Raw genomic sequence first — 23,626 nt, 5'->3', positions numbered from 1 at the left:
GCCAGCCTTGCGGCTGGCATTTGGTCGTTCTATTTTAATTGTTCAAATGGGATATCAAATACAGTTGCACCCATAGTCAGTTTGCCAAGCTTCTGCGAAGCAACGCCTGTAATACGCATGTAAGTCACAGGTAGATAGACTGCTTGCTCATGCAAAGTGCTTAGCAGTTTTGCGTAAAGTTGCTTGCGTTCCGCTTCATCGGTACTCGATAAGATCGCATCGATGTTTTTATCGATTTGAGGTTTCATTGCTAGACCCGCTTGCGCCATATAGTCAGCGTGAGAAGGTCTACGCATACCACTGACAAATGAATGTGGATCGTATGGTGCGCCCCAAGTGTTGTTGAAGATAAGATCAAACTCACCGGCTTTTTGGCGTTTATAGAAACGGCTGCGTTCTTCGGCAGTTAAATTCAGCTTGATACCCACTTGTTTAAAGTTGGCTTGAATAACTTCGGCAATGGCCTTTTGGTTTGCATCGTGCCCGTGATAAACCAGTTCAACAGCGAGTTGTTTGCCGTCTTTTACGCGGTAGTCAGAACCAGATTCAACTTTCCAACCTGCTTTATCTAGTAGAACTTTTGCCTGTTCTTGGCTGTGTTGATAGTTACTCAGCGGCACATCCGCGTAAGGTACGTTTTGAGCAAATAACGTGTAGGCAGGAGACTCTGTGCCATAGAAGATCCCTTTTGAGATCGACTTGCGGTCAATGGCATGGTTCATAGCGATACGAACAGGCAGTTCTTGCGTTGCAGAGCGAGCGCTGTTTAGGGCAATGAGTCGAGTAGAAATTGGGTCAGATAAGCCTGTGTGAAGTGATGGATCTTGACTGAAACGATCAAAAGTATCAGGAGATATTTGACCTTCAAGGCCATAGATTAGGTTCACCATGCCACTTTCAAATGCCAAAGCGCGGGCATTTGGGTCAGCAATCACCGCGACTTCCACTTCTTTGTGGTTTGGTTTCTCACCCCAGTAATGTGGGTTTTGCTCAAAGACGTCTTTTACGCCAAGGACAGTTTCTTTTAATTGCCATGGCCCAGTACCAATAGGCTTTTTGATACCTTCGCCAGTATGTCCTTCTTTAGGCATAGCAGACGGAGCCATAAAACGTACAGGGCGAACAAGCGTCAGTTCTTGAAGGGCTGGGTAATAGGCTGTTTTAAGGTGTAGAGAAACCGTAAACTCATCTTTAACGTCAACTTTATCTATTTGGTTAATCAGTTCTAACCAACGATGCTTATCGATGTTCTTTAATACTTGTTCAAAGTTCGCTTTTACTGCTTGAGCGTTAAAAATTTCGCCGTTAGAGAACTTTACGTCATCACGCAATTGAAACGTGTATTGCGTACCGTCTTCAGAAATCGTCCAAGACTTTGCAAGCCACGGTACTAATTTACCGCCTTCAGCGTATTTAACCAGTGGTTCATAAACCATCGCTTGAGCGTACATCTGGTTAGGTGAAGTTTGGTGAGGGTTGATTGGGCCAGCATTAACCGTCCAAGAAAAATTAATTTGGGCGGCAGATTGGAAGCTCGCCATGCCTAAACCTAATGAAAGTAGGCAACCGAGAAATTTCATTATTACTCCTTTAATCAATAGTGTTATAACGTACCAAGTGATAATGAGTATCAAATGAGAATGTGTCGTGTCAATGAAATTGGTTGAAATAATCAATTTGTTTATTAAACGACACTGGGGCTATTAACTAACGATCCAATTGTTAGGAGCATTTGAGGTGGGGCGGTTTTATAGGGTGTGAAATCGCTATGAGCTTAATGGTTAACTAAAACTATTTTTTTCGCGCGAGCGTAGCTTTAAAAGCTCAACTCGTCTCTAGAGGGGCTTAGAAGCTCAAATTGATAGCAAAATTGACGATTTTAACTCTTTGTTTTTATTGGTTTTATTTTTAGTGAATTGGAAGGGGAGTTACTGATAGTCTTAGCTCAACTAAAGGAGATATCGATGAGCTATGAAAATCAACTATTTGAAAATCATAATTTTTCTGGCCAAGACTTAAGCTATGAGAGTTTCACTAACTGTAAGTTTTATCGTTGTGATTTCAGTCGTACACAACTTATAGAAGCAACATTCGATAAATGTTGTTTTATTGAATCTGGAGACATTGAAGGTTGTCAGTTTCAGCATGCAAACTTAAAAGACGCGAGCTTTAAACATTGTCAGTTGGCCATGAGCAATTTCTATGGTGCGAATTGTTTTGGGATAGAACTGCGTAATTGTGATTTGAAAGGGGCGAGTTTCGTCCGCACCCAGTTCTCTAACCAAGTGAGTCATCATGTCTATTTTTGTTCGGCGTATATCACTGGGTGTAATTTGTCTTATACGAACTTTGAGCGCCAATGCATTGAGAAGTGTGACCTATTTGAGAATAGGTGGACAGGCGCAAATTTGCAGGGCGCGTCATTTAAAGGCTCCGATCTAAGCCGAGGGGAATTTTCTCAAGAGTTATGGGAACAGTTTGACATGCAAGAGTGCGATTTAAGCCACATTGACTTTTTAGGACTGAACATACGCAGAATCGATCTTAATGGGGTAAAGATATGTGATTGGCAACAAGAGCAGTTGCTTGAGCCTTTGGGTATTATTGTTATCTAGATGCGAACAGTAATGCTGTCCAAATCTCGCTCTCTAATCGAGAGTGATTTGCATTATTGTTTGTCGAGGGTATGATTCACGGTTCTAATAACAATAGGCCCTATATTTTCATCAGTCTCACTGAATGTCGAACGATGAGCTAGAGTAGGGCCATAACAATTGAACCACTATGCTTAAAAAAACACTGATCACAGCATGCTTCGCGCTCGCGAGTTTACCTAGTGCAGCTCAACTCGAACTCACACAACAATATCAAGATTGGCAAAGGTATGAAGCCAAAAGCTTCGACGGAAAAAACACAGTGATGTTAGGTGTCACTGAACCGATAGAATCGGAATTTAGTGATACGATCGCACTTCGTTGTACTACGGAAGGGGTTAATCTTTTGTTCTTTAACTCGGTGAGTCGTGAGGAGCTTGGATACGCGGCTAAAACACGAATAGATTCAAACGATCCATTTACGATGGACGTTTGGATTAAGGGCTCGACTCATTGGGCGACGGTACCTAGCGAACATCTTGAAAAGTTTAATAGCGGTTCCCAGTTAAAGGTTGAACTTCAAGGTGATACCAATAACGATAGTGTGACCTTGTCACTTAATGGGTTTAATGAAATGTACCAAGCGCTTACGCCTACTTGTATTGACTAAACGCCGTAATGACGCTGCCGACCGGTATTAGTGTGACTCACTGCCCACTGTGCGAAAACTAGCGATAGCTTCGGACAAATGTCCTTTTCTATTCATAAAACATCTATGTTAGGATGCGCGCTCTTCAGCCCCTAATGTGCTCTAAGCCATTGGAATATAATAAATAGGTACTGGGACAAACTATGAAAAACCTGTTCTTTTTTGACAAGATGTTGGCACCAAAGTTAATCACATTGATTTACTGGGTGTTGTTATTAGTTGCTGTGGTAAACGGCGCTTTCACCATCTTTGGTAGTTACTACTTCCACTTTACTGATGTGGTTTTCGGCATTTTACAGATTGCCGGTGGTGTTATCGGTGCGCGTATCTGGTGTGAGTTGATGATTGTTATCTTCAAAATCAATTCAAATTTACAAAAAATCGCGGACAAAAAATAGAACCGAATAGACAAAGAAAAGCCCAACGTTATCGTTGGGCTTTGTGTTTGCCAGCGGTGTAACTGGCAAGTTATGGGTTCGCTCTATTACTAGGTGGTTGATGGCTCGGCTTGATAATCATCCACCAAATTATTAATCCATTTTTTACTGCGTATGCGTTGGGTGGTAAGCCCAATCTTCACGATTTCTTCTAGCCAAATGATCATCAGTACCCATTCTAAAGACCAACCCAATACCAAGCCTGTGTAGTAGGCGAGAGGGATGCCGATTGCCCACTGACCAAATAGGTCGATAAAAATCGAGTAGTTGATATCGCCACCGCTTTTCAGCACGCCACCGATACCTACCATGTTGAACACTTTTAACACCATGCCAAAAATCATGATTAGGCAAGTATTTGTAGCCATTGTCGGATCTGAAATAGGTGTCATCGCCAATAGTGCAAAGATGAGCGGTTTAGCAATGAAACAGAGCAGAGCGACGACCAAAGCAAGCGAACAACTGATGTTAACGTACCACCAAGCGGTATTTTCAACGCGTTGATAGTTTTTCGCGCCGATTTCGTTAGCGAGAATTACAGATGCGCCAACAGCAAAGCCGAGGAATGCCGATATGACCACGCTTTCAATCGGTGCGAGTAGCGAGATAATGGCAAGCTCAGTAACGCCTAATTGGCCAACGAGCACGTTATAAACCAAGATACCACCCGCCCATGCGGCATCATGAATGATCATAGGTAAGCCAATTTTAAAGTAACGACGTAAATTAACCCGTTCAAAACTCTGCTTCATATTAGTAATGGTCGGAATCAAGTAGGCGTGACGCTTATAAACAATGCTAATTAGTAGCACGGTTTGAAATAGTCGGGATACCGCCGTACCAATGGCCGCACCAACGACACCCAGTTCAGGAAAACCGAACAAGCCAAAGATCAGTAGCGCATTCAACGTTGCGTTTAGGACGATAGCCCAAACGCCTACTACCGTAGGCAGTTTGGCTTCGCCCACTGAGCGTAATGCGCTTTCAAGAGGAACAACAAGCGCAGTAGCGATCAGTGTGGTTGCAGTGATCCAAAGATAATCACTGGCGAGATGCACATAGGTGGCGTCATCAGAGATAAACGACACCATAGTGTCAGGTGAGAGCATATAAAAGATAGAAAATGGGGTGGTGACCAAAACGGCTACCGCCAAAGATTGAAACAGAGTAATACGTACTCCGTCGAGATTTTTCGCGCCAAAGTATTGCGAAGCTAGCACGCTGACTGCTCCACTAATACCAACAACCACAATTAAGTTGAAGAAAAAAATGCGGTTACCGACGCCAACTGCCGCAGTTGCTGCTTCGCCCAATTGGCTAACCATCAAGATATCTACCACACCTAACAGTGAGAAAAGCATTGATTGCAATGACACAGGCAAGCCTATCTTTATTAGGTTTCGAATAAAATCTTTATCAAGACTTGTGTTGAACATCGCATTACTCCTATTGGTTTACGTCAGGTAGTTTATCTCTTTATCGAAAATGCGTATTTTCTCTAAGTATCCAATTATTATGCGAAACTATCATTATGAGTGATAAGCAAGAATGCCTTCACATTTCAGACAAAACCCAACATGAGTTTGTGAGTGACCATCATATTCTTGAATTGGAGCGCTTTGGTATTGTCCAGTGTGGTATTGCGCACTGTCGCGAGTTGTTCACTATTCATCGAACGAATATGTACAAACACATGCTGCTTTACACTGTAAAGGGGCAAGGGTGGTTAAAAGGAAAAGACACCGATATTAAGCTAGAGGCAGGCTCACTTGCTATTGTGCCTGCTGGGTTTGAAAACCGTTTTGGTATAGAACAAGAGGAGTGGCAAATTGCTTGGGTCTTTCTCTCACCGGATTGGGAATGGAACGGTTTAATTGCAGATAAAATTGATTATCGGTTGAGTTCAACCGCTGAAGCGATCTATGCGGCAGTGTTGATGCTGCTGAGAGCCAGAATGTTACCAATCGAGCTCAGTGGTAAGGTCATTGAATCAACCATCCAACAACTTGACTGGCTTGTTAATGCCCGTTTGGATGATGAGATAAACAGTAAGCAGGTCAGGCTGAGGCGCGTGTTTGATGTGGTACAAAGGCAGTTGCATAAAGAGTGGGATGTCGAGCAAGTGTCAGAGCTGTTCCCATGTTCGCCACCGCATTTTCATCGCTTATGTAAGCAATATTATGGTCATAGCCCCAAAGTTCACATCACTAGAATGCGAATGGAATATGCATCGCGCCTATTACTTTCTACAGACTGGGCCGTTCAGCACATTGGTGAGATGGTCGGTTACCCGATTGCCGCGAATTTTTGCGCTCGGTTCAAAGCATGGAGCGGCAAAACACCGCGTGAGCATCGAACTAACCCAACAGCGTTAGACTCTTAACCGCAATATGGAATACACTAAGCTAACTATCAACAGAATGTTTATTAAGTAAGTGAATCACATGGAATTGAATAACTTTATTGAGTGCGTAAAAGCGACATCAACTGACGTTGAATTTGAACAGACAATGCAAGTGATAGAAGCGAACTATCAATTTACGCCTACCGCTTTTAGCAACGGTACGACACGCAATAAAGCAGATGAGAACAATGGCTCGTGTAAGATTTTTGCTTTTGGCAAGCAACATGGCTTAACTGAGCAACAAACCTTAGCTCTATTTGGACGTTTCTATCGTCAAGATGTGTTGCAGAACCCGGAAGGTGAAGACCATCAGAACATTCGCAACTTCATTGCTCATGGTTGGCAAGGAGTTAAGTTTGAAGGAAAAGCCCTTACTGAAAAGTAATCGGGTGTGAGATAAAACAAGGGGAGCCAACTGGCTCCCCGTTTTTATGCGTGCTCTATACTGCTAACGGCATCTCGTTTGATGGGTCGTGTTTTTGGTTAACACGCAATAGACCTATCATGGCCAAGATTGCCATCAGTAGCATCAGAACACCCAGTGGGAACTGATCGTGTGCAGGAATCATCGATGCACCTAATGTCGCAATACCTGCGCCTAGGTTTTGGATCCCGCCTAACAGTGCACCGCCCGTTCCTGCATGGTAAGGGAATGGTGACAGCGCGCGCGTTGTCGCAGCAGGGAACAAGATACCCGCACCTAAAAAGTACAGTGCCGCACCACCAACTAAGGTTTCAGCTGAGGTATAGCCCATCGCTCCCGGGATAAGGATCACGAATGCTCCTAGTGCAATGGCAAACAAGCCGAACATAAGCGCTGCGTTTTCACCGCGCTTCGCTGCAATGATGCTAGACAGTGCTGCACCTACCAAATAACCCGGAATCGGTAATACAAACAGTAAGCTAACTGTGGTAGCAGGTAAGCCAAGTACGCCAGCCAACAGCACGCCTGCAGCGGCTTCAAAGATTGCAATACCAGAGAAGGTCGCAACTAGGCAGATTAAAAAGCCTTGGAAGCGCTTATCCGATAAAACGAACTTATAGCTTGTGGTCACTTTTTCATAGCGACGCTTTTCAACTGGTAGTGTCTCATCAAAGCTAGTCATCATAGTAATAGCGACTGCAATACCAAATAGTGCCAAGAACAAGTAGCTAGAGCGCCAACCGAAAGATTCGGTTAATACGCCACCTAATACAGGGGCAATAAGTGGTGAGAAGATCACGCACATACTAATTAGGCTATTTACGCGGTGTAGTTCACTACCTGAGAAGCAATCGCGAGTTAGAGTGCGAGACATCGCACCGCCACAGCCAATACCTAAGCCTTGGATAAAGCTACCGATCAAAAACCAGTGATATTCGGCAGCAAATAGGGCCACAATTGTGCCAACGATGTAGATTGCAAGACCTGCAATAATGATCGGTTTACGGCCTAATCTGTCCGATAGTGGACCATAGATGAATTGAGAAAAACCGTAAGGGATCAGGTAGCACGCCATCACTGCCTGTAGGGTAGCTGGGGTCACAATAAACTCATTTGCCATTTGACCTATTGAAGGTACATACATGGTTTGGGTCATTTGACCAACCGCAGTCAAAATGGCAATTAGAAACGTGAATTTAATGATTTGAAAAGACGCAGACATTAGTCGATACCCACAAAATAAACAAAACAGCGACCGCCGAGACAAGGAAGCCTTATCTCAGCTAATTAATTAAAACGGTAAAGGGAATTTACAGTGGCGCGATATTAGAGTGGGTTAGAGCGGATGGCAATCTAAAAGTGTGAACTCACGCAAGATAAAAATCTATGTGATTCATTAGATTTTCTAATTCAAAATAATTATTCAATCGGTAATGCGGACAGACACGTTCGGCACATACAAACGCCAGTTTCTTCAATGCCTGATCGATCGCGTTTTTCTAACTCGAAACACCAACATGTGGATTTTCCTGCACTGATGTCGCAATAAGCATTGCTATTACAGGTAGGGCAGGCATGGGTGGTTTCTTTTCTTGCGAGCTTATCCATGATGGCTTGGTGTTCTGCGTCGTCTAAATGGCGCCATTGGGTGATCTCACCAACCGTGCGATGACATCCACTACATATACCGCCATTGTTTTTACATGCGCCAATACAAGGAGTTTTCATTTATTGGTCCAGAAATTTCACAAAGCACTTGCTAATGATAACGATTCTCATTACTATCATTCTAAAGTAAATAATACTTATATAACGTAATGATGATACCTTCGCTTGCTGCTTGTTTTTTTATTTTTGGTTTGGGTAAAAAATTACACCTGAACAACATTGAAATCATCACCGCAATTGCATTTATTGTCGTGCTGGCAATGTTTGCGTCAGAGCTTGCGCTTTACGCGCTTCTGGGGTTATTTATTGCCGCGCCGTTTGCAATACGCTTGCGTAACTTAAACCTTGTTCACAGCCTATTTTGGGCGGCACTGATGTTACCAAGCACCGCGACCCTTGCTTATACTTTAGTGTGATTCCGCAGGCTTGGTGATACTGCCAAGCTCAAGAACCGCATCTACCTCTATATCTTCTGCATTCATCATGGATGACAAACGCTGCACAGACGAGAGAAGTAACGTTTGTTCCCACTCTTCAAGCTTTTGAAACTTATTAATAAAGTTTTGCTGCAATGGCATTGGTGCATCATTTAATACTTGTTTACCTTTGTCGGTAAGGTAGGCGTGTACTTTTCGCTTGTCTGTTTCACTGCGTCGACGCTCGATCAACTCATTTCGCTGTAAGCGGTCAAGAATGATGGTCGCAGTCGCTTGGCTCATGTTGGTATGGTTAGACAGTTCTTTGATCGTTACATCACCCAGATCACGGATTGAACGCATCAGAATAAGCTGAGGCCCGGTCAAACCTGACTCTTTGCTCAACTTCTTAGAGTGCAAATCGATGGCGCGGATGATTTGTCTGATAGAGACAAGAACTTCTTCGTGTTTTTCCAACTTGAGACCTTACAGATAGCGGTTTATAAGCGTGAAACATACCTTAAAAGTAGGGCAATGAGAACCCATCAGCCAATATTATTATTGAGCTCAAAACATTAGAGCACTAATCATATTTTCGTATGCCGTATTTATAGATTGCGTTATGCATCGAACAAAAAATATCCAGTTAAAAGCTAAATCGTAGATTTATCGACCAAAACCACGTTGCAAACTGGCAGATTTCGTTCAGAAGCGTACACTAATGAGAGTTTAATCAAGTTTTCATGCTGATTTAATTCGCTTATAGCTCTAAAGAAGATGAAAAGAGTAAGAGAGAAAATATGACAAAAGGAATCGATAAATACAGTATCGATAGTACCGATTATACGATCGGTCAGGACAATGTGCAGAAATGGGGCTTTGATGTTCATAACCCCGTTTTTGGTGTGAGTGCGGGCTTTATTGCTTTGTTCCTCTTAGCGGCTTTGGTTTTAGACCCAGAAGTAGCTAAAACACATTTGGATGGTTTTAAATGGGACATTATTGGTGCGTTTGACTGGCTATTTATTTGGTCTGGTAACATCTTCGTTATCTTTTGTTTAGCACTGGTTGTTTCACCACTAGGTAAGATTCGCCTAGGTGGTCAAGATGCAACAGCTGATTACTCATTCATTTCATGGCTGTCTATGTTGTTTGCAGCCGGCATGGGTATCGGCCTTATGTTCTGGAGTGTTGCTGAGCCAGTGGCTTACTTTACGGGTTGGTATGAAACTCCGTTAGGTGTTGAAGCCAATACCCCAGAAGCAGCACGCTTAGCGATGGGCGCGACTATGTATCACTGGGGTCTTCACCCTTGGGCTATTTACGGTGTTGTAGCGCTATCATTGGCGTTCTTTGCTTATAACAAAGGTCTACCGCTTTCTATCCGCTCCATCTTCTATCCGCTTCTTGGCGATCGCGCTTGGGGTTGGGCTGGTCACGTTGTGGATATTCTCGCTGTATTGGCAACGCTTTTCGGTTTGGCGACCTCGCTTGGCCTTGGCGCGCAACAAGCAGCAAGTGGTATTCAGCACGTATTTGGTTTTGAAGCAGGCTTAGGGCTGCAAGTTGTGGTGATTACAATCGTTACGCTGCTAGCTGTAGTATCGGTTTTACGTGGTATTGATGGCGGTGTAAAAGTGATCAGTAACATCAACATGGTGGTGGCATTCTTGCTGCTTATTCTTGTTGCGCTGATTGGTTGGGCGGTTGCTTTGGGCAATATTCCAAACACTTTCATGGCTTATGTAGAAAACCTAATCCCATTAAGTAACCCACATGGCCGTGAAGATGAAGCTTGGTTCCAAGGTTGGACAGTATTCTACTGGGCTTGGTGGATTTCATGGTCACCATTTGTTGGTATGTTCATTGCGCGCGTTTCTCGCGGCCGTACAGTTCGTCAGTTCATTACTGCTGTTCTAATTGTACCTACTGCAGTAACACTGGTATGGATGTCTGTTTTTGGCGGCATCGCGATTGATCAAGTGATACAAGGCGAGGGCATTTTGGGTGCAAAAGGTCTAACCGACGTTTCACTTGCAATGTTTGAGATGTTTGATGCACTACCATACGGCACTCTGCTTTCTGTCATCGCCGTAGTTCTTGTATTGGTATTCTTCATTACGTCTTCAGACTCAGGTTCGCTAGTAATCGACAGCATCACCGCGGGTGGTAAAGTAGACGCGCCCGTTCTACAACGTGTGTTCTGGGCATTTATGGAAGGTGCAATCGCAGTGGCCTTGCTTTGGATTGGTGGTACAGAAGCCATTCAAGCATTGCAAGCGGGTGCGATTTCAACTGCACTGCCGTTTACCATTGTATTGCTGCTGATGTGTGTCAGCCTACTAATGGGTATGCGCACAGAGCGCTACAAATAAACTCGGTAGTCATTTGATTGAAAGGGCGATTATATCGCCCTTTTTTATTGCTGGTCGAAAGGCAATAAAGAGTACGGATAGGGTAGCGATAGATGTAGGTCGTTTAATTAGTGCGATGTGTTAAAGTTTTAGCGTTATTCTCAAAAATAGTCATCCTAGCTTGGTGTGGTAGCCATGTTGCATATTGGGGCTAGTAATGAACAGTTTACTGGAAGCGTTGATTAACCAAGGATATAAAGCTAAATCTGAAGCGAACCGAATTAGTATTCGTTTAACATGGGCAACAATGCCAGTCTTTATTGTTCGAAACATTGAGCTGAATGTGTATGAATTAAAGTTACAACATTGGCGCTATGTTATCGTAATCATTGCTTTTTTATTTAATGCGCTTATTGGGATTCCCTTTGAGAACTCTTTAGGTATCATCTTATGGGGCTCTTTGTCACTTTTATACTTAGCTTCTGTATTTCTTGTTCATCGTAAATCGCGAGAACTACAAAATTATATAGATTCCGTTAATCGTATATATCACTCATAACAAAGTATTTAAGCGGCGGTCATACCTTAATACGGCGTTAGGTGTCTATTGGAGAACGATTCGGCACCCGTGGTATTTTTACTAAGTGGTGGTTGAGGTGATATACGAGGTTTTTTCGGTATTGCTTATAGAAAAAAGGTTGCCCATGTTCGGCAACCTTTTAATTGAATTTAAATTTGGATGGGTAGTTATTTTACCGTTACATCAAGAACGTAATCTTTTAGTCGTACTACAAAACTACCGTCTTCTTCAAATGTAGCACTTGCTTGGTAAGGTGAGCCCGAGTGACCATCTTTATATAAGCTGTAGTTGTAAGTTCCCATCTTTTCGATCAGTAGACGCTCTTTGCTAATATACTTGCCATTGGTCGTATCCACGAACGTCGCTTCAGTAATGTCACCATTAATAGCTAGAGCTTGATAATCATAGTAACTAGAAATTCGTGGCAATGGATTCACGTGGTTGATTGCTTTGATAAGAAGATCGATGTTTGAATCACCTTCTTCACGCTTAATAGAATACTTAAACTTCAAGCCAACATATTCCTTTGACCATTCTTCGTCATAACCAAGCTCACTTTGATACTGAAAGTGCGCTTTTCTCAATTCAGTGTCTAAACTATGGCGACACTTGCGTAAATCGTTATTAGTAGTTTTTGTGTTCTTACTTAACTTACTATTTTCCGCACGCTCTTCAGCACTCTGGTCACGCCAAGATTTACCATTCATTTTTACTCGGAAGTCTTTCTCTGCCTGAGTAGCATTCTGATAGGCAGAGCCTTGAGGTTTACACTTTGCTAAGATTGATTCTATATTTTTCCAGCTTGGTGCTGGATTTGATTTCATTTCAACAGTAAGTGGAGAACGTTGCGGCTGTTGTTTTTCATTTTTAACTTCGTCTTGGCAACCAGTAATAGCTATTAGAAGCGCGAGACCAAAAAACCTATTAAGCATTTTAAGTACCTTTAACTTGGATTATTTCGTACATTGTACTTTTAATGGCGCTGTAGGGAAAGAACATCAGGCGCAAAGAGTACTCAGTGTTAAGTAACTCTTTAGGTTCAATGAAGCGATTTTTGCATACGGTTCAATCGTTAGAACTAACAACGCTAGGCAAACTGGTTGGAAGTAAATTCCTGTTCCCTGCTATTCATTTTCAGTTGTTTGCGGTTCCACTCTGATTTGATATCACGTGGTCGTATGCATTTTTCTGGTACGCAATGATGATGGGTTCGATTGTCTTTTTGCACTTCGTACCAATGTATCTCTATCGCCCAATCGCATTACTGATTGTGATGTAATTAGTTATTTTAGCAACATTAATTCCAGCGCCAGTAGGTCTAGAGTGGCTTGCACCAATATTTATGATTAAGCTGGTACTTTCTCGTGGTGTGCGTGAAGAGCCGTACCGACCAACATTGACAGAGTAAACACCTGACATTGTGGGGTATTTCGTAGCTTGTGAGAAGCAGACAATTTACCGTGAGAAGTGATTGCCTATCATTGAGCCAGTTATTTACGGGCTCACTTAGGGGGTTTCAGCAACTAGCAGTCTAACTTACTGACATTGGTGTAGGGTATTGATTTGTAATTGAGTCAGTAAATGAAAAACGGCATTATGTGAGGGCTAAAGGCGGCTGTTAGTTGTCTAGTTAGCGTTATGTTTTTTGGTAGTTGAAACTAGGAGAAGAGCTTGAAAGCTGATGATTATAATCCGAAAGCAAGAGAGTTATTTGGAAAAACATTAGTTGATATTGGGGTGTCTATTTATAAAGGCTTGATGCTTTTATTGACAATAGTACCTCTAAGTTTTATTGCAAAAGTTACTGTAGAAAAAGGCGAAAAGCCATTGAGCTTTCTCGATTTCATAAGTTCGATGAGTGTTGGTACTTATCTGACATTTTTGAGTTTGTTAACTATTTCTTTCGCATTAGCTTATCACCTTCGCAAAGAAGGGCTCAGGCATATCCATGAGTCAGAGGAAGAATCAACATAACAAACAATTTAAGAGTGATTCAGCACGCGCGGCATTTTTACTATGCGTTGCGTTTAGTGTTTAAGGTGGTATGCGGAGGCATTGGTATTGCGTTGCTCACTACTTAATGCGGCGTTAGCCGACTATCGTAGTTTCTAGGTATAAAAATGATTCCAATAAATAATTCAATTGTTTCCGGTGTGGCGTTGTCGGAAATTAATGGCGAAACAAAGATGCTTCTAATGAAGCGAGTGAAAGGTGGCTTTTGGTGCCATGTTGCAGGTTCAATGGAAGAAGGTGAGTTGCCTTGGCAAACCATCGTTCGAGAGTTTCAGGAAGAAACCCAGATTGAAGTGACAGAACTGTACAATGGTCAATTTTTAGAACAGTTTTATGAGTCCTACTCGAACGTTATTGAAGTCATCCCAGTCTTTGTCGTTAAGTGCCAAGCGAATCAAGAGATCGTTCTTAATCACGAACACACAGATTTTAAATGGTGCAGCTTAGAAGAAGCGTTAGAGTTATCGCCTTTTCCAACACAACATGCAGCATTCAAGCACGTTTGGGAGTATTTTGTAGACAAGGCTATTAATGAGCTATGTCGTATAAAACTCGGCTAAAAAAGCATTAAGAGTGATTCGCAACGCTTGGCGCTTTCGCTTCGCTCAAGTATAGCCAAGCGTGGCTCACACCTTAACTGGGCGTTAGGGCTTAGTACAATAAATTTGCAAGGATGGCAAAATGGTAAGGTTTTATTTAGTTCTTACTTTTTTAGGTATATTGCTACCGTATGGAGCGTTGGTTCCTTGGTTAATTACTAATGGCTTAGATATTGGCCTTTTGCTCAATGATATGTTGGTAAACCCCATTAGTATAATGGCTTGGCTTGATGTTTTGGTTGGTGCGATTGCTCTGATAGGATTTATCTTAGCGGACGGACACAGACATAAAGTGAAGTATCGATATTTTGCAGTGTTGGGAACTTTGTCTGTAGGAGTGTCGTTTGGGCTCCCAATGTATCTTTACTTCAAAGAAAAACAGTCCCTTCAACCATAACCCTAACAAAGCGTTTAAGACGGATTCCCAACGCTTGGCGGCTTCACATCTGTGTTTATGACATTATGTCTAGGGTACAGTGGTAGCGTTGCTCAGTACTTAACGCGGCGTTATGCTACAAAGGTAAGTTATGCGTATATTATTGTTTATACTTGTGGTTTTTTCTTTGCCTATTAGTGCAAAAACATTCGAGATCAGAGAGTTCAAAAATGCAAATCAGCTGATATGGAATGATAATTTCAAATCGCATATAAATGAATATTTTGGCAGTAAGAGTAAGCAATATTTCTGGCCAAATGCAAAAATCTCAGAACAAGTTAAGGCTGGTTTTGGTGGTGCTCCCGATCTAGTAAAAGCTCTTGGAGCTAATACATATATTGTCAGTGCTTGTCGACATCATTCTTGTGATGAAAAATCAGCGTATGTTACAAACGGTGACTTAGAACTTTTTGCAATCATTTCATATCTTTGCGAAAGTCACTCGGGTGAAATTGAATTTTGCTCGGATGGGCAATTGGTGATTTTTTATAAAAATGTCTTTGCCAAGGATTTGTTGAGTAACCATCTTATCAACTGGAAAGACTATCATGCGCCTAAGGCTAAAGTCGTATATGAAAAAGTAACTTAACAAATCGTTCAAGAGTGGTTTGGCTCGCGTGGCATTTTTACTACGCGTTGGTTTCTTTCTGAGGTTAAGGTGCTATGCGAAAGGCTTTGTATTGCGTGCTTCACACTTTAATTAGGCATTATGACGCAGCACATTACCATCCACTTAAAGGAGCTATTATGGACAAAATGGAATTTGCTCGAACACTTTTAGTCGAAAAAGGCATTAGTGCCCGGTTAACTAAACCTTACCCTTATCTATTACACAGATGGGCAGGCCTAGACATGAAACCGAGGATATTTGAGAGTCCATTAAAACTATTTGCTCTTCAGGCTGTGCTTGGTTCAGCGTTTTGGGGTGGGTTTATGTGGGTATTGCTATGGCAGTTTGACGAATTTTCGGTTTCTCAGGTTTATGCGTCTTTGTTTTTTGGTGTAGGTACTGGCCTATTGCTTGCTATCGAAGTCGCGAGGGTGCGTAGCAAACATGGATTAACAGATTTGGACATTGGCTCAAAGCAAACAAAGTCGAATAGCGTCATAACAACGTGTTCAAGTTGACCGTTAATGATCGGCAATTTCGCTTCGCGAAGTGTAGGCTTAATACATTGCGGCAACTTAACTTAGTGTTATGCATCAGAATGTCTGGTGATTTATTACAATTATGGGCGAAGTTGGTATATGGAAATAATTAAATTGTTGTCTGTATTTGGGTTGGGTGGGATTTGTGTAAAAGTATTCGAGTTACTATTTCTGCAGCCGTACTTGGAAAAAAAAGAGATTCGTAGTTGGTTACGTGATAAGAAATTGATGGCTTTTTCAAACTTGATGCAGAACTTAAAATCAATGGGACAAAGTTCAGGGAATAGTTCTTTTTTTGCAGATCTTGGGTTACTTGCTGAAGCGCAGTTGTTGATAGATGATGAAAGCCTTTGTGAGCGTCTTGAAAAGCTTATCGAAAAGAGACATGAATTTAAACATGCTAGGGACGATATTACCGAGATAAAGCTTTTTGAAGAAATGGAATCTGAAGTCAACGAAATTCAAAAATTGCTAAAACAGAATTTGCGCGAATCTAATGCATAACAAAGCATTTAAGACGGATTCTCAACCCTTGGTATTTTCTGTTTGATTCGCTTTTAGTGTCTACGGAACAATGGTTTAGGTAAGGTGGTAGCATTTCTCACACCACCTTAATGTGGCGTTAAATTGCAATCGAGGGTGGTGAGTTATCAAATTAGAAACATATGATGTGTTTGGTGGTGAGTCGGCTTCTGGTAACCCTTGTGGTGTATTAGAGCTTGATAGTTGGCTTTCTGATGAAGAGTTACAGAAAATAACCTGTGAAGCAGGACTTCCAGTTACCTCTTTTGTCATCAAAATTAATGGACAGTTTCATATTCGTTGGTTTGCGCTGAATGGGGAAATTAACCTGTGTGGGCATGGTAGCTTAGGGGCTGGTGCTGCAATCATCTCTAAGTACAAACTCGATAGTGTAGTTTTCAGTAGCAATTACGGAGACGTTTCAATTGCCCAAAAGAATGGTGCGTATACTCTTGAGATGCCTAGCTGGACAGGTAAAACATGTGTCGTTCCGCCAGAAATAGCGGATTTGGCAATTGATGCTATTGACGTATTTTCAACTCGAGATTTAGTTATAGTCTTGCCCTCAATAGAATCTGTAAGAGATTTTAAGCCTGATGATATGCGCTTTAAACAGCTTGGTAATTACCATGCTTTAATCGTGACTGCAGCAAATGGTGAAAATGGGTACGTGTTAAGATATTTTGCGCCCAAAATTGGTATATCTGAAGATCTAGCGACAGGTTCTGCTCAGTGTTCTTTAGCTCCATACTGGTTTGAAAGGCTTGACTCAGATTCACTTCAGGTACACCAACTTTCGTCGTCAGGTGGCTATTTTGGCGTAAGGCGTATTTCAGGTGACTCAATCGTGGTATCAGCAAATGCAACGCTACGTAAAATAGCAATTTAACAAACTGTTTAAGAGGGTACCGCAACACTTGGCGCGGAGTTAGGCGCAAATAAGGAATATGCATGAATCTTGAAGCTATTAGGGATAAAAATTTAAAAAAGTTATCTGATTATGGTTTTTCTGTGTCTACGAGCTTACCTATATCTGATAGTGGTCTGATGCGAAGTTATAAAGAGATCGCAACCAGACTTTATGCTTTGGATGCCTTAGTTTGCTGGGTTGTCTTCAATGAAGAGCAAACTTCTTCTGAGAGGATAAGAAGTTATATCCACAACAATGGCTTGAGTGAATTCTTCACCTCGACGGAGACAGAAATACTTTCCCTTGAACGGACTACTGCAAATGAGCTGTACGCTGACACAATTGGTTGGCGTTTAGAGAACATGTGGGCTTTGTCTTGGGTACTAGGTTTTAAAATTGAACCAAGTGTTCTTGTTGGCCAGTTACCTGATGAGGTCACCAGAGCGATGGTTTATGATTTTTTGCCCGGCTTGGACTCATCCATCAGTGATTTGCTATCGAAAAATCGCGCTCGTTCTATTGAGGAAGTAATTGAGCTAGAAGATTTGTACTATTGTACTCACAATGCAGTGAGAAGTGCTCAACTTGGTGAGAACACTGTACCGTCTAACTATCATCCCATAATAGATGGTGGTGCTGTCCACGAACGTCGACATAGCCTAACGTGGTGTATTTCGCCAAACGTTGAATGGAGTGACGTTGACTTAAGCACATAATCAACTGTTTAAAAGGGATTCGCAACTTGTGGTATTTTCACTACGCGTTGGTTTAAGGCGGTATGCGGTGGTATTGGTATTGCGTTGCTAACACCTTAATGCGGCGTTGTTTTTCAGGAGTTACTACGATGAAAAAGTTTGTTTCGATTGTCTCTCTCTGTTTGCTATCGTTTTCAGTTTTAGCGATAGATGCAGAAGAATTTTGTAGCATTATAGAACCACGTGTAGAAAAAGTTCTTCCTACATTACCTCTACAAGCTAGCGAAACTGCGGTACTTACTGGAATCTCGATTTCACTCTCTAATAATATATGCGAGTTGCATTATGAATCTGTTGAAGACCTCACTACGTTAGTAAACGATTATTCCGACAAAAACAATATAAGTAAGAGTGAGACCGAGACGTTTCTCTCGACAGATGATGGAAATGAGTTTCTTCGAGCAGTGCTCAAGAAAGCCGTTAAAGGCGCAGTGCGCAATCAAATAGGAGATACCTCTGAGTACAAGGGGGTGAGAATCGTTTATACGTATAAGTTTAATTTAAAAGACGTCGCACCAGTGGAAGTGATTGCTCTGGAATCAAAATAAACATAACAAAGCGTTCATGACTGATTCACAACGCTTGGCATTTTCGGTTTGAATCGACTGAGTGTTTACGGCTCAATGGGTCAGGTAGGTGGTAGCGTTGCTCACTACTTGATGCGGCGTTAGACGCTTGGTTTAAAACGTAAGATCAAGCTCTTGGAAGTTGTGTCTTAAATCATTGATAATGTATTCAAACTACTTAGCAACTGAGTTTGTATATGGAACCCTCGAAAGAAGAACTTCTAGCCTTATTAACGAAAGAGTGCGAATTGTACTCATCTATTGCTGTTACGGAGCGACAGCAAAAGCGGGATAAAAAGTGCTTTATTAATGGTTTGATGACTGCTTGTCGAGTTGTAGGTATCAGTTTTGAAGAACTGAATACGATAATAGAATCGATGCCTCAACAGACAAAGTTCAAAGATATAGATGAGCAGTTGTCTATACCAACATATGTAAGGAACAACGTCGAGATTAAGTTATAAGGCTACGCGTCTAACAAACTGTTCAACATGCGAGCGCAACGCGTGGTGTTTTCACTATGCGCTGGTTTTAGTGTTTAAGGTGGTGTGCGGTAGCTTAGGTATTGCGTGCCTCACACCATAATAAGGCGTTAGGCTAAAGGTAGAAATATGTCATCGACAATTTATGGATTTATCGCTTGTAACTCAGGTGAAAAGAGTTACGAAGAGGCGGTCGAAGTTATAGCGAATTTACCCGAAAGTGGTCAATTGCTTGTTAAGCATTTATTCAACGTAATCCCTCGTTCTAGTGGGTTCTCCTATTATATGAATATGATAACTTTTGGTATAGATCAGAAAGATGATTGGTGTGTAGGAGAAGATTTTATCAGTCAATTTGAAAAGATTCTTGTTTGTATTGATTGGTCTCATGCTGAGCTTATTCATACATATAGTGGTACACGTGTCGCATGGAATAGAACAAAAACAAAGGAAGGTTTGTTTTGCGCGCGCAGTAATTTTGAGCGCGTAGCTTACGGGTCTTATCACGACTTGAAAGAAATTCAGATATAACAGCCGCGTTTCGACTCGAAGCCAGCTTAACAAGGCGTTTAAGATAGATTCGCAACGCTCGGCGACTTTGGTTTCATTGGCTTTTGTGATTATGGTGCGATGGTTTGGTGGTAGCGTTGCCCACCCATAAACAGGGCATTATGCCTTTCTACAAAATGGATTTTTTACATGGAAATAGTAAAAGCAAAAATCGATAATTTAGATGTTATTACACCTCTTTTTGATTCATATCGAGTGTTTTATGGTCAAGAAAGTAACCCCGATGTTGCCCGAGAATTTATTTAATCGCGCATTAAACACAATGAATCAGTGATATTTTTAGCACTTGATGACGAAGGTAATGCTTTAGGCTTTGTTCAGCTGTATCCAAGCTTTTCTTCGGTTTCTGCTGCGAGGACATGGATTCTCAACGACTTGTTTGTTGCTGATAATGCTAGAAGGATGGGGGTGGCCAAGAAGCTGATGAATGCAGCGAAAGAGATGGCACTAGAGACCGAAGTAAAGGGGCTTGCTTTGGAAACGGCAGATAGTAACGTAAATGCTCAGAAACTGTATGAGTCTCTGGGTTATGAGCGAGAGTCAGGGACGTATCATTACTTCTTGAAACTACAGGCATAACAAAGGGATTTAGACAGATTCCTAACGCTTTTCATTTTCGTCTTTCTTCAGTTTAAGTGTTTTGTCACAATGGTTTAGTTAGAGTGGTTTGCGTTACGCACCAATTAATGTGGCGTTAGCAGTCAGGAGTAATAAGGAGCTATAGATGGAATTAAAGTATCGTTCAGCTGATTTTGCAGATTTGGAAAATCTTGTTACTTTGCTTTCGAATGACCCGCTTGGTAACAAAAGAGAAGACTTATCTGTTCCGCTGAATAGTGCTTATATTGAAGCGTTCGAAGCAATTGCACGAGATCCAAACAACGAACTACTTGTTGTTGAACTGGGAAACTCTCTAGTCGGGATGCTTCAAATCACTTTTATTCCCTACCTGACACATATTGGTAGTTGGCGTTGTCTGATCGAAGGCGTTCGAATCCATAGTGACTATCGAGGACAAGGTTTCGGTGAGCAAATGTTCGCACATGCTATCGAACTGGCAAAAAAGAAAGGCTGTACAATCGTTCAGTTAACAAGTGATAAGCAGCGCCCAGATGCAATCCGGTTCTATGAAAAACTTGGATTCAAAGCAACCCATGAAGGGTTTAAACTCACGTTGTAAGCGGTCTGTTAACAAAGTACCTAAGAGTGATTCGCAACGCTTGGCAGTTTTGTTTCGCTCAAGTATAGCCTAGCGCTGGTCGCGTCTTAATGCGGATCTAGTCATCAAGGAGGATGAATACATCGTCGAAAGAACAAATATCTCATCGCATCTTCAGGGTGTTGCTTTTTAGCGGCATTCGCTCATTTGGGATGTATTGTATTTGGAGCTGACTGGTATCGAATGTTCGGAGCCGGAGAAGAGATGGCTCAAATGGCGGAGCAAGGGCTTTGGTATCCGACATTGGTCACACTTACAATCGCAGTTATTTTGTGTGTCTGGGGTACTTTTGCGTTGGCGGGTGCGGGCGTAATAAGGAAGCTTCCGTTCACGCGTTCCATTTTAGTTGTGATTACAAGTGTTTTTCTCCTGAGAGCATTCTCATTTTCAGCACTCAAGCCAATGTTTCCAGATAATTCCTTAACGTTTTGGCTGATAAGTTCAGCTATCTGTTTGTTTATAGGCAGTTTGTTTGCCGTCGGTATAAAGCTGGAGTGGTCGAGGTTAACTAAGGCAAATGTCTAACAAACTGTTTAGGAGTGATTCCTTACGCTTGTTGTTTTCGCTTCGCTTAAAGTGTAGCAAGGGTTACACCTTAACGTTGCATTATGCCTGGGAGTGAAATCATGAATATGAAAGAGTTTTCAAGTGTGGTTGGCTTGTCGTCACACACCCTTCGATATTATGAAAAAATAGGTTTACTCAAGAATATACAACGAAATAGAAGTGGGCACCGAGTATATACTTCGAAAGATTTAGCGTGGATTGAATTTGTGAAGCGCCTAAAAGAAACGGCGATGCCTCTCGAAGAAATTCTGGTGTATGCGCGGCTAAGGGAATCTGGGGTAGGTACTGTATTACAGCGTCAGCTGCTGCTAGAGCAACACAGAGAAAATTTGATAGCTCATATCGAGCAGCAACAAACACACCTTATTGCTTTAGAAGAAAAAATTAAACTTTATAATAATGGAAAAGTTCGTTGACTTAGAGTGAACTCTAACTTGTATGGTGTGCTTGTACTTACATAACAGGAGCATACCAATGGATAAATCACGTCTTGATACCGGTCTCGAATTATTAACAAGCATTGATGGCGAAGCCGGAAGAAATGTTATCGAAAGTTTGCAAGATATCTGCCCTGATCTAGCCAGATATACTATAGAATTTCCTTTCGGTGATATATATGCGCGCAAAGGGTTAAATGTAAAATCAAGAGAAATAGCAACGGTTGCCGCATTAACAGCATTAGGGAATTGTGCGCCTCAGCTTAAAGTTCATTTAAATGCAGCTCTTAACGTTGGTTGTAGCGAAGATGAGCTCAAAGAGGTGATATTGCAAATGTCAGTTTATGCCGGTTTTCCTGCCGCTTTAAATGGTATGTTTGCATTTAAAGAAGTGATTGCCGAGCGAAAGGCATAACAAAGCAACGAGAGTGATTCGCAACGCTTGGCATTTTTGCTATGTGTTGCGTTTAGTGTTTAAGTTGGCGTGCGAAAGCATTCGAATTTCGTTGATCACAACTTAACAGGGCATTCGCGGGAAAAGGAATTATCGTTATGAATTTTATAAAAAATCCATTCACAAAAAACAAGGCCGAGCCTGTAGATTTAGCTCCAGTCTGGAAAGAACTTCAGGAAGGAAATTTCGACAGGGTCATTGAATTAGCAAGCGAACACACAACGTCAAAAGCTAAAGAGACGGTAAAAGAGTCTCTCAAGTTAATTGGGTTATCTTATTTTCATAAAGAGTTACCTGAAAAAGCACTGCCATATTTTAAGAACGCAGCTAAGATCACTCCTGAAGTAAATGACTGGTTTAATGTTTCAACTTCAGCGACTTTAGCTAATGAAATTGATGTAGGCAGAGAAGCGCTTAATGAAGCAATTAAGTTACAGTCGGAGTCTGGACACTCTCAAGAACCTAGCATTCCGTATATGAAGTTATATTATGCATGTGCGCTTAGAGATGTTTCAGAGTTCAGGCTAGCTTTTGATCAAATAGAGGAGCTTAGGCCAATCTACGAGCAGTTGAAGATAACGGACACAACATTCCTGCACATTCGTGGCGTGCCATTTTTATCTCACACCGTAGAAACAGCTATCGACATCTTCAAAGGCTTAGGAGACAGCGTTAATGCTCTTGAATGGCTAAAACAGTTCTCTTATAAATTAGATGAAGATGGCCAAAAATATATTGCAGAGGTAAGTGCAAATTTTACAACTAACAAGGCGCTTAAGTCTGATTCGTGAAACCGTGCCATTTTCGCTTCGCTGCAATGTTGGCACACTTTCACTCACAGTTTAGCTTGGCGTTAGAAATTACAAGGACAAGTAATCATGGATGCAAGGTATCTGGACTATTTCCGAGCCTATTTAAGCACATTGCCTAAATCTCAACTTCCTGAGATTGAAGAAATCGAAACGACTTATTTTTGTGACGACGAGTACAATACAAATGAGTGTGCTCGACTTGTCTCAATTGGTCAAAAGCGTGCGACTTGTAGCGTCAAAGAAGCGTACCGTATTGAAGGAGAGGAATTTCCTAAAATAGGGCAGCATCAAATCGTGCTTGATTGGGTAAAGAATCCGGTTTGTATAGTAAAAATAACTAATGTGGACTTTTGTCCCTTTGGTCAGGTTAGCCGAGAGTTTGCCGAGTCTGAAGGTGAAGGGGATGGTACGTATGAGTGGTGGTACAAAGCACATAATGACTTTTTCACAGAAGACTGTAAATCATCTTATGGTATTGAATTCAACGAATCGACAGAGTTAGTTCTTGTAACGTTTGAGTTGGTACACAAGTAATTTCTAACAAGTCTT

30 protein-coding genes and 2 pseudogenes are annotated in these 23,626 nt (G+C 41.7%); 26 read left to right on the top strand and 6 right to left on the bottom strand.

What is annotated here, in order from left to right:
• Nucleotides 1-29 precede the first annotated feature (29 nt).
• Nucleotides 30-1,580, bottom strand: coding sequence for a nickel ABC transporter substrate-binding protein (nikA, locus tag OH461_RS08675; protein ID WP_270020233.1), 1,551 nt, complete (start codon nucleotides 1,578-1,580; stop codon nucleotides 30-32).
• 384 nt (nucleotides 1,581-1,964) lie between these two features.
• Here nikA and OH461_RS08670 point away from each other — a divergent pair, with 384 nt between their 5' ends.
• From OH461_RS08670 to OH461_RS08660, 3 genes are all read left to right on the top strand, one after another.
• The gene (locus tag OH461_RS08670; RefSeq protein ID WP_270020232.1) at nucleotides 1,965-2,615 is read left to right on the top strand and encodes a Qnr family pentapeptide repeat protein; all 651 of its coding nucleotides are present in this window, start codon (nucleotides 1,965-1,967) and stop codon (nucleotides 2,613-2,615) included.
• A gap of 169 nt (nucleotides 2,616-2,784) precedes the next feature.
• Nucleotides 2,785-3,264 (top strand): hypothetical protein, encoded by a 480-nt coding sequence (locus tag OH461_RS08665; protein ID WP_270020231.1) that lies wholly within the window; start codon nucleotides 2,785-2,787, stop codon nucleotides 3,262-3,264.
• A gap of 182 nt (nucleotides 3,265-3,446) precedes the next feature.
• Nucleotides 3,447-3,701 carry a DUF4282 domain-containing protein gene (locus OH461_RS08660; RefSeq protein ID WP_270020230.1) on the top strand — a complete coding sequence of 85 codons (255 nt, stop codon included), beginning with the start codon at nucleotides 3,447-3,449 and terminating at the stop codon, nucleotides 3,699-3,701.
• 89 nt (nucleotides 3,702-3,790) lie between these two features.
• On the opposite strand, the gene OH461_RS08655 is transcribed toward OH461_RS08660, so the two are convergent.
• Nucleotides 3,791-5,176: an MATE family efflux transporter gene (locus tag OH461_RS08655; protein WP_270020229.1), complete on the bottom strand. Its 1,386-nt coding sequence runs from the start codon at nucleotides 5,174-5,176 to the stop codon at nucleotides 3,791-3,793.
• Nucleotides 5,177-5,271: 95 nt separating this feature from the next.
• Between OH461_RS08655 and OH461_RS08650 the strand changes: the two genes are divergently transcribed.
• Entirely contained in the window at nucleotides 5,272-6,123 is an 852-nt protein-coding gene (locus tag OH461_RS08650) for an AraC family transcriptional regulator (protein WP_270020228.1), read from the top strand.
• Nucleotides 6,124-6,184: 61 nt separating this feature from the next.
• A complete protein-coding gene (locus OH461_RS08645; RefSeq protein ID WP_270020227.1) occupies nucleotides 6,185-6,529 on the top strand; it encodes a HopJ type III effector protein in 345 nt (114 codons plus the stop codon).
• A 55-nt stretch (nucleotides 6,530-6,584) separates the two neighbouring features.
• Here OH461_RS08645 and emrD read toward each other — a convergent pair whose 3' ends face one another.
• Both emrD and OH461_RS08635 read right to left on the bottom strand, forming a co-directional pair.
• Entirely contained in the window at nucleotides 6,585-7,790 is a 1,206-nt protein-coding gene (gene emrD, locus OH461_RS08640) for a multidrug efflux MFS transporter EmrD (protein ID WP_270020226.1), read from the bottom strand.
• A gap of 197 nt (nucleotides 7,791-7,987) precedes the next feature.
• On the bottom strand, nucleotides 7,988-8,296 hold the full coding sequence (locus OH461_RS08635; protein ID WP_270020225.1) for a DUF1289 domain-containing protein: 309 nt from the start codon (nucleotides 8,294-8,296) through the stop codon (nucleotides 7,988-7,990).
• An 89-nt stretch (nucleotides 8,297-8,385) separates the two neighbouring features.
• On the opposite strand from OH461_RS08635, the gene OH461_RS08630 reads away from it, so the two are divergent.
• Complete coding sequence (locus tag OH461_RS08630; RefSeq protein WP_270020224.1) at nucleotides 8,386-8,652, top strand: hypothetical protein; 267 nt, start codon at nucleotides 8,386-8,388, stop codon at nucleotides 8,650-8,652.
• Here OH461_RS08630 and OH461_RS08625 read toward each other — a convergent pair.
• Nucleotides 8,644-9,129 carry a MarR family winged helix-turn-helix transcriptional regulator gene (locus OH461_RS08625; RefSeq protein ID WP_270020223.1) on the bottom strand — a complete coding sequence of 162 codons (486 nt, stop codon included), beginning with the start codon at nucleotides 9,127-9,129 and terminating at the stop codon, nucleotides 8,644-8,646. The genes OH461_RS08630 and OH461_RS08625 overlap by 9 nt on opposite strands.
• Nucleotides 9,130-9,452: 323 nt before the next feature.
• On the opposite strand from OH461_RS08625, the gene OH461_RS08620 reads away from it, so the two are divergent.
• Both OH461_RS08620 and OH461_RS08615 read left to right on the top strand, forming a co-directional pair.
• Nucleotides 9,453-11,027 (top strand): BCCT family transporter, encoded by a 1,575-nt coding sequence (locus tag OH461_RS08620; RefSeq protein ID WP_260260215.1) that lies wholly within the window; start codon nucleotides 9,453-9,455, stop codon nucleotides 11,025-11,027.
• Nucleotides 11,028-11,223: 196 nt separating this feature from the next.
• Entirely contained in the window at nucleotides 11,224-11,565 is a 342-nt protein-coding gene (locus OH461_RS08615) for a hypothetical protein (RefSeq protein WP_270020222.1), read from the top strand.
• A gap of 188 nt (nucleotides 11,566-11,753) precedes the next feature.
• Here the strand turns inward: OH461_RS08615 and OH461_RS08610 are convergent, their stop codons facing one another.
• Entirely contained in the window at nucleotides 11,754-12,518 is a 765-nt protein-coding gene (locus OH461_RS08610; RefSeq protein ID WP_270020221.1) for a hypothetical protein, read from the bottom strand.
• An 86-nt stretch (nucleotides 12,519-12,604) separates the two neighbouring features.
• Here OH461_RS08610 and OH461_RS08605 point away from each other — a divergent pair.
• From OH461_RS08605 to OH461_RS08505, 18 genes and pseudogenes are all read left to right on the top strand, one after another.
• A pseudogene (locus OH461_RS08605) lies at nucleotides 12,605-12,994 on the top strand (hypothetical protein); the annotation flags it as partial.
• A gap of 263 nt (nucleotides 12,995-13,257) precedes the next feature.
• Nucleotides 13,258-13,560 (top strand): hypothetical protein, encoded by a 303-nt coding sequence (locus tag OH461_RS08600; protein WP_270020220.1) that lies wholly within the window; start codon nucleotides 13,258-13,260, stop codon nucleotides 13,558-13,560.
• Nucleotides 13,561-13,706: 146 nt separating this feature from the next.
• On the top strand, nucleotides 13,707-14,159 hold the full coding sequence (locus OH461_RS08590; RefSeq protein ID WP_270020218.1) for an NUDIX hydrolase: 453 nt from the start codon (nucleotides 13,707-13,709) through the stop codon (nucleotides 14,157-14,159).
• Between the two features lie 121 nt (nucleotides 14,160-14,280).
• Entirely contained in the window at nucleotides 14,281-14,595 is a 315-nt protein-coding gene (locus OH461_RS08585; RefSeq protein WP_270020217.1) for a DUF2834 domain-containing protein, read from the top strand.
• 130 nt (nucleotides 14,596-14,725) lie between these two features.
• Complete coding sequence (locus OH461_RS08580; protein ID WP_270020216.1) at nucleotides 14,726-15,223, top strand: hypothetical protein; 498 nt, start codon at nucleotides 14,726-14,728, stop codon at nucleotides 15,221-15,223.
• A 158-nt stretch (nucleotides 15,224-15,381) separates the two neighbouring features.
• Nucleotides 15,382-15,737 (top strand): annotated as a pseudogene (locus OH461_RS08575) (DUF6404 family protein).
• 145 nt (nucleotides 15,738-15,882) lie between these two features.
• On the top strand, nucleotides 15,883-16,287 hold the full coding sequence (locus tag OH461_RS08570) for a hypothetical protein (protein WP_270020214.1): 405 nt from the start codon (nucleotides 15,883-15,885) through the stop codon (nucleotides 16,285-16,287).
• Between the two features lie 145 nt (nucleotides 16,288-16,432).
• Nucleotides 16,433-17,194 (top strand): PhzF family phenazine biosynthesis protein, encoded by a 762-nt coding sequence (locus OH461_RS08565; RefSeq protein WP_270020294.1) that lies wholly within the window; start codon nucleotides 16,433-16,435, stop codon nucleotides 17,192-17,194.
• Between the two features lie 62 nt (nucleotides 17,195-17,256).
• Nucleotides 17,257-17,931 (top strand): DUF4272 domain-containing protein, encoded by a 675-nt coding sequence (locus OH461_RS08560; protein WP_270020213.1) that lies wholly within the window; start codon nucleotides 17,257-17,259, stop codon nucleotides 17,929-17,931.
• A gap of 128 nt (nucleotides 17,932-18,059) precedes the next feature.
• Entirely contained in the window at nucleotides 18,060-18,518 is a 459-nt protein-coding gene (locus OH461_RS08550) for a hypothetical protein (RefSeq protein ID WP_270020212.1), read from the top strand.
• Nucleotides 18,519-18,733: 215 nt separating this feature from the next.
• The gene (locus OH461_RS20095) at nucleotides 18,734-19,000 is read left to right on the top strand and encodes a hypothetical protein (protein ID WP_333482220.1); all 267 of its coding nucleotides are present in this window, start codon (nucleotides 18,734-18,736) and stop codon (nucleotides 18,998-19,000) included.
• Nucleotides 19,001-19,147: 147 nt separating this feature from the next.
• Complete coding sequence (locus OH461_RS08540) at nucleotides 19,148-19,549, top strand: hypothetical protein (protein ID WP_270020211.1); 402 nt, start codon at nucleotides 19,148-19,150, stop codon at nucleotides 19,547-19,549.
• A gap of 291 nt (nucleotides 19,550-19,840) precedes the next feature.
• Complete coding sequence (locus OH461_RS08535; protein ID WP_443088452.1) at nucleotides 19,841-20,167, top strand: GNAT family N-acetyltransferase; 327 nt, start codon at nucleotides 19,841-19,843, stop codon at nucleotides 20,165-20,167.
• 145 nt (nucleotides 20,168-20,312) lie between these two features.
• Entirely contained in the window at nucleotides 20,313-20,768 is a 456-nt protein-coding gene (locus OH461_RS08530; protein ID WP_270020210.1) for a GNAT family N-acetyltransferase, read from the top strand.
• A gap of 665 nt (nucleotides 20,769-21,433) precedes the next feature.
• Nucleotides 21,434-21,790: a MerR family transcriptional regulator gene (locus tag OH461_RS08525; protein WP_270020209.1), complete on the top strand. Its 357-nt coding sequence runs from the start codon at nucleotides 21,434-21,436 to the stop codon at nucleotides 21,788-21,790.
• A 58-nt stretch (nucleotides 21,791-21,848) separates the two neighbouring features.
• Nucleotides 21,849-22,226, top strand: coding sequence for a carboxymuconolactone decarboxylase family protein (locus OH461_RS08520; RefSeq protein ID WP_270020208.1), 378 nt, complete (start codon nucleotides 21,849-21,851; stop codon nucleotides 22,224-22,226).
• Nucleotides 22,227-22,363: 137 nt separating this feature from the next.
• Nucleotides 22,364-23,056, top strand: coding sequence for a hypothetical protein (locus tag OH461_RS08510; protein WP_270020206.1), 693 nt, complete (start codon nucleotides 22,364-22,366; stop codon nucleotides 23,054-23,056).
• Between the two features lie 87 nt (nucleotides 23,057-23,143).
• Entirely contained in the window at nucleotides 23,144-23,611 is a 468-nt protein-coding gene (locus OH461_RS08505) for an ASCH domain-containing protein (protein WP_270020205.1), read from the top strand.
• Nucleotides 23,612-23,626: the final 15 nt, after the last annotated feature.

This window comes from Vibrio sp. LaRot3, from assembly GCF_027587025.1.
Classification (GTDB): Bacteria; Pseudomonadota; Gammaproteobacteria; order Enterobacterales; family Vibrionaceae; genus Vibrio.
This window is presented reverse-complemented; position numbering and strand designations above follow the sequence as displayed.

Excerpts from the sequence above, each read along its gene's own strand:
- OH461_RS08615 (WP_270020222.1), top strand. The coding sequence starts at position 11,224 with ATGAACAGTTTACTGGAAGCGTTGATTAACCAAGGATATAAAGCTAAA.
- OH461_RS08645 (WP_270020227.1), top strand. The coding sequence starts at position 6,185 with ATGGAATTGAATAACTTTATTGAGTGCGTAAAAGCGACATCAACTGAC.
- OH461_RS08525 (WP_270020209.1), top strand. The coding sequence starts at position 21,434 with ATGAATATGAAAGAGTTTTCAAGTGTGGTTGGCTTGTCGTCACACACC.
- OH461_RS08550 (WP_270020212.1), top strand. The coding sequence starts at position 18,060 with ATGAAAAAGTTTGTTTCGATTGTCTCTCTCTGTTTGCTATCGTTTTCA.
- OH461_RS08590 (WP_270020218.1), top strand. The coding sequence starts at position 13,707 with ATGATTCCAATAAATAATTCAATTGTTTCCGGTGTGGCGTTGTCGGAA.
- OH461_RS08570 (WP_270020214.1), top strand. The coding sequence starts at position 15,883 with ATGGAAATAATTAAATTGTTGTCTGTATTTGGGTTGGGTGGGATTTGT.
- OH461_RS08585 (WP_270020217.1), top strand. The coding sequence starts at position 14,281 with ATGGTAAGGTTTTATTTAGTTCTTACTTTTTTAGGTATATTGCTACCG.
- OH461_RS08650 (WP_270020228.1), top strand. The coding sequence starts at position 5,272 with ATGAGTGATAAGCAAGAATGCCTTCACATTTCAGACAAAACCCAACAT.
- OH461_RS08655 (WP_270020229.1), bottom strand. The coding sequence starts at position 5,176 with ATGTTCAACACAAGTCTTGATAAAGATTTTATTCGAAACCTAATAAAG.
- OH461_RS08635 (WP_270020225.1), bottom strand. The coding sequence starts at position 8,296 with ATGAAAACTCCTTGTATTGGCGCATGTAAAAACAATGGCGGTATATGT.
- OH461_RS08540 (WP_270020211.1), top strand. The coding sequence starts at position 19,148 with ATGTCATCGACAATTTATGGATTTATCGCTTGTAACTCAGGTGAAAAG.
- OH461_RS08660 (WP_270020230.1), top strand. The coding sequence starts at position 3,447 with ATGAAAAACCTGTTCTTTTTTGACAAGATGTTGGCACCAAAGTTAATC.
- OH461_RS08580 (WP_270020216.1), top strand. The coding sequence starts at position 14,726 with ATGCGTATATTATTGTTTATACTTGTGGTTTTTTCTTTGCCTATTAGT.
- OH461_RS08510 (WP_270020206.1), top strand. The coding sequence starts at position 22,364 with ATGAATTTTATAAAAAATCCATTCACAAAAAACAAGGCCGAGCCTGTA.
- OH461_RS20095 (WP_333482220.1), top strand. The coding sequence starts at position 18,734 with ATGGAACCCTCGAAAGAAGAACTTCTAGCCTTATTAACGAAAGAGTGC.
- emrD (WP_270020226.1), bottom strand. The coding sequence starts at position 7,790 with ATGTCTGCGTCTTTTCAAATCATTAAATTCACGTTTCTAATTGCCATT.
- OH461_RS08530 (WP_270020210.1), top strand. The coding sequence starts at position 20,313 with ATGGAATTAAAGTATCGTTCAGCTGATTTTGCAGATTTGGAAAATCTT.
- OH461_RS08560 (WP_270020213.1), top strand. The coding sequence starts at position 17,257 with ATGAATCTTGAAGCTATTAGGGATAAAAATTTAAAAAAGTTATCTGAT.
- OH461_RS08630 (WP_270020224.1), top strand. The coding sequence starts at position 8,386 with ATGATGATACCTTCGCTTGCTGCTTGTTTTTTTATTTTTGGTTTGGGT.
- OH461_RS08665 (WP_270020231.1), top strand. The coding sequence starts at position 2,785 with ATGCTTAAAAAAACACTGATCACAGCATGCTTCGCGCTCGCGAGTTTA.
- OH461_RS08505 (WP_270020205.1), top strand. The coding sequence starts at position 23,144 with ATGGATGCAAGGTATCTGGACTATTTCCGAGCCTATTTAAGCACATTG.
- nikA (WP_270020233.1), bottom strand. The coding sequence starts at position 1,580 with ATGAAATTTCTCGGTTGCCTACTTTCATTAGGTTTAGGCATGGCGAGC.
- OH461_RS08670 (WP_270020232.1), top strand. The coding sequence starts at position 1,965 with ATGAGCTATGAAAATCAACTATTTGAAAATCATAATTTTTCTGGCCAA.
- OH461_RS08620 (WP_260260215.1), top strand. The coding sequence starts at position 9,453 with ATGACAAAAGGAATCGATAAATACAGTATCGATAGTACCGATTATACG.
- OH461_RS08610 (WP_270020221.1), bottom strand. The coding sequence starts at position 12,518 with ATGCTTAATAGGTTTTTTGGTCTCGCGCTTCTAATAGCTATTACTGGT.
- OH461_RS08520 (WP_270020208.1), top strand. The coding sequence starts at position 21,849 with ATGGATAAATCACGTCTTGATACCGGTCTCGAATTATTAACAAGCATT.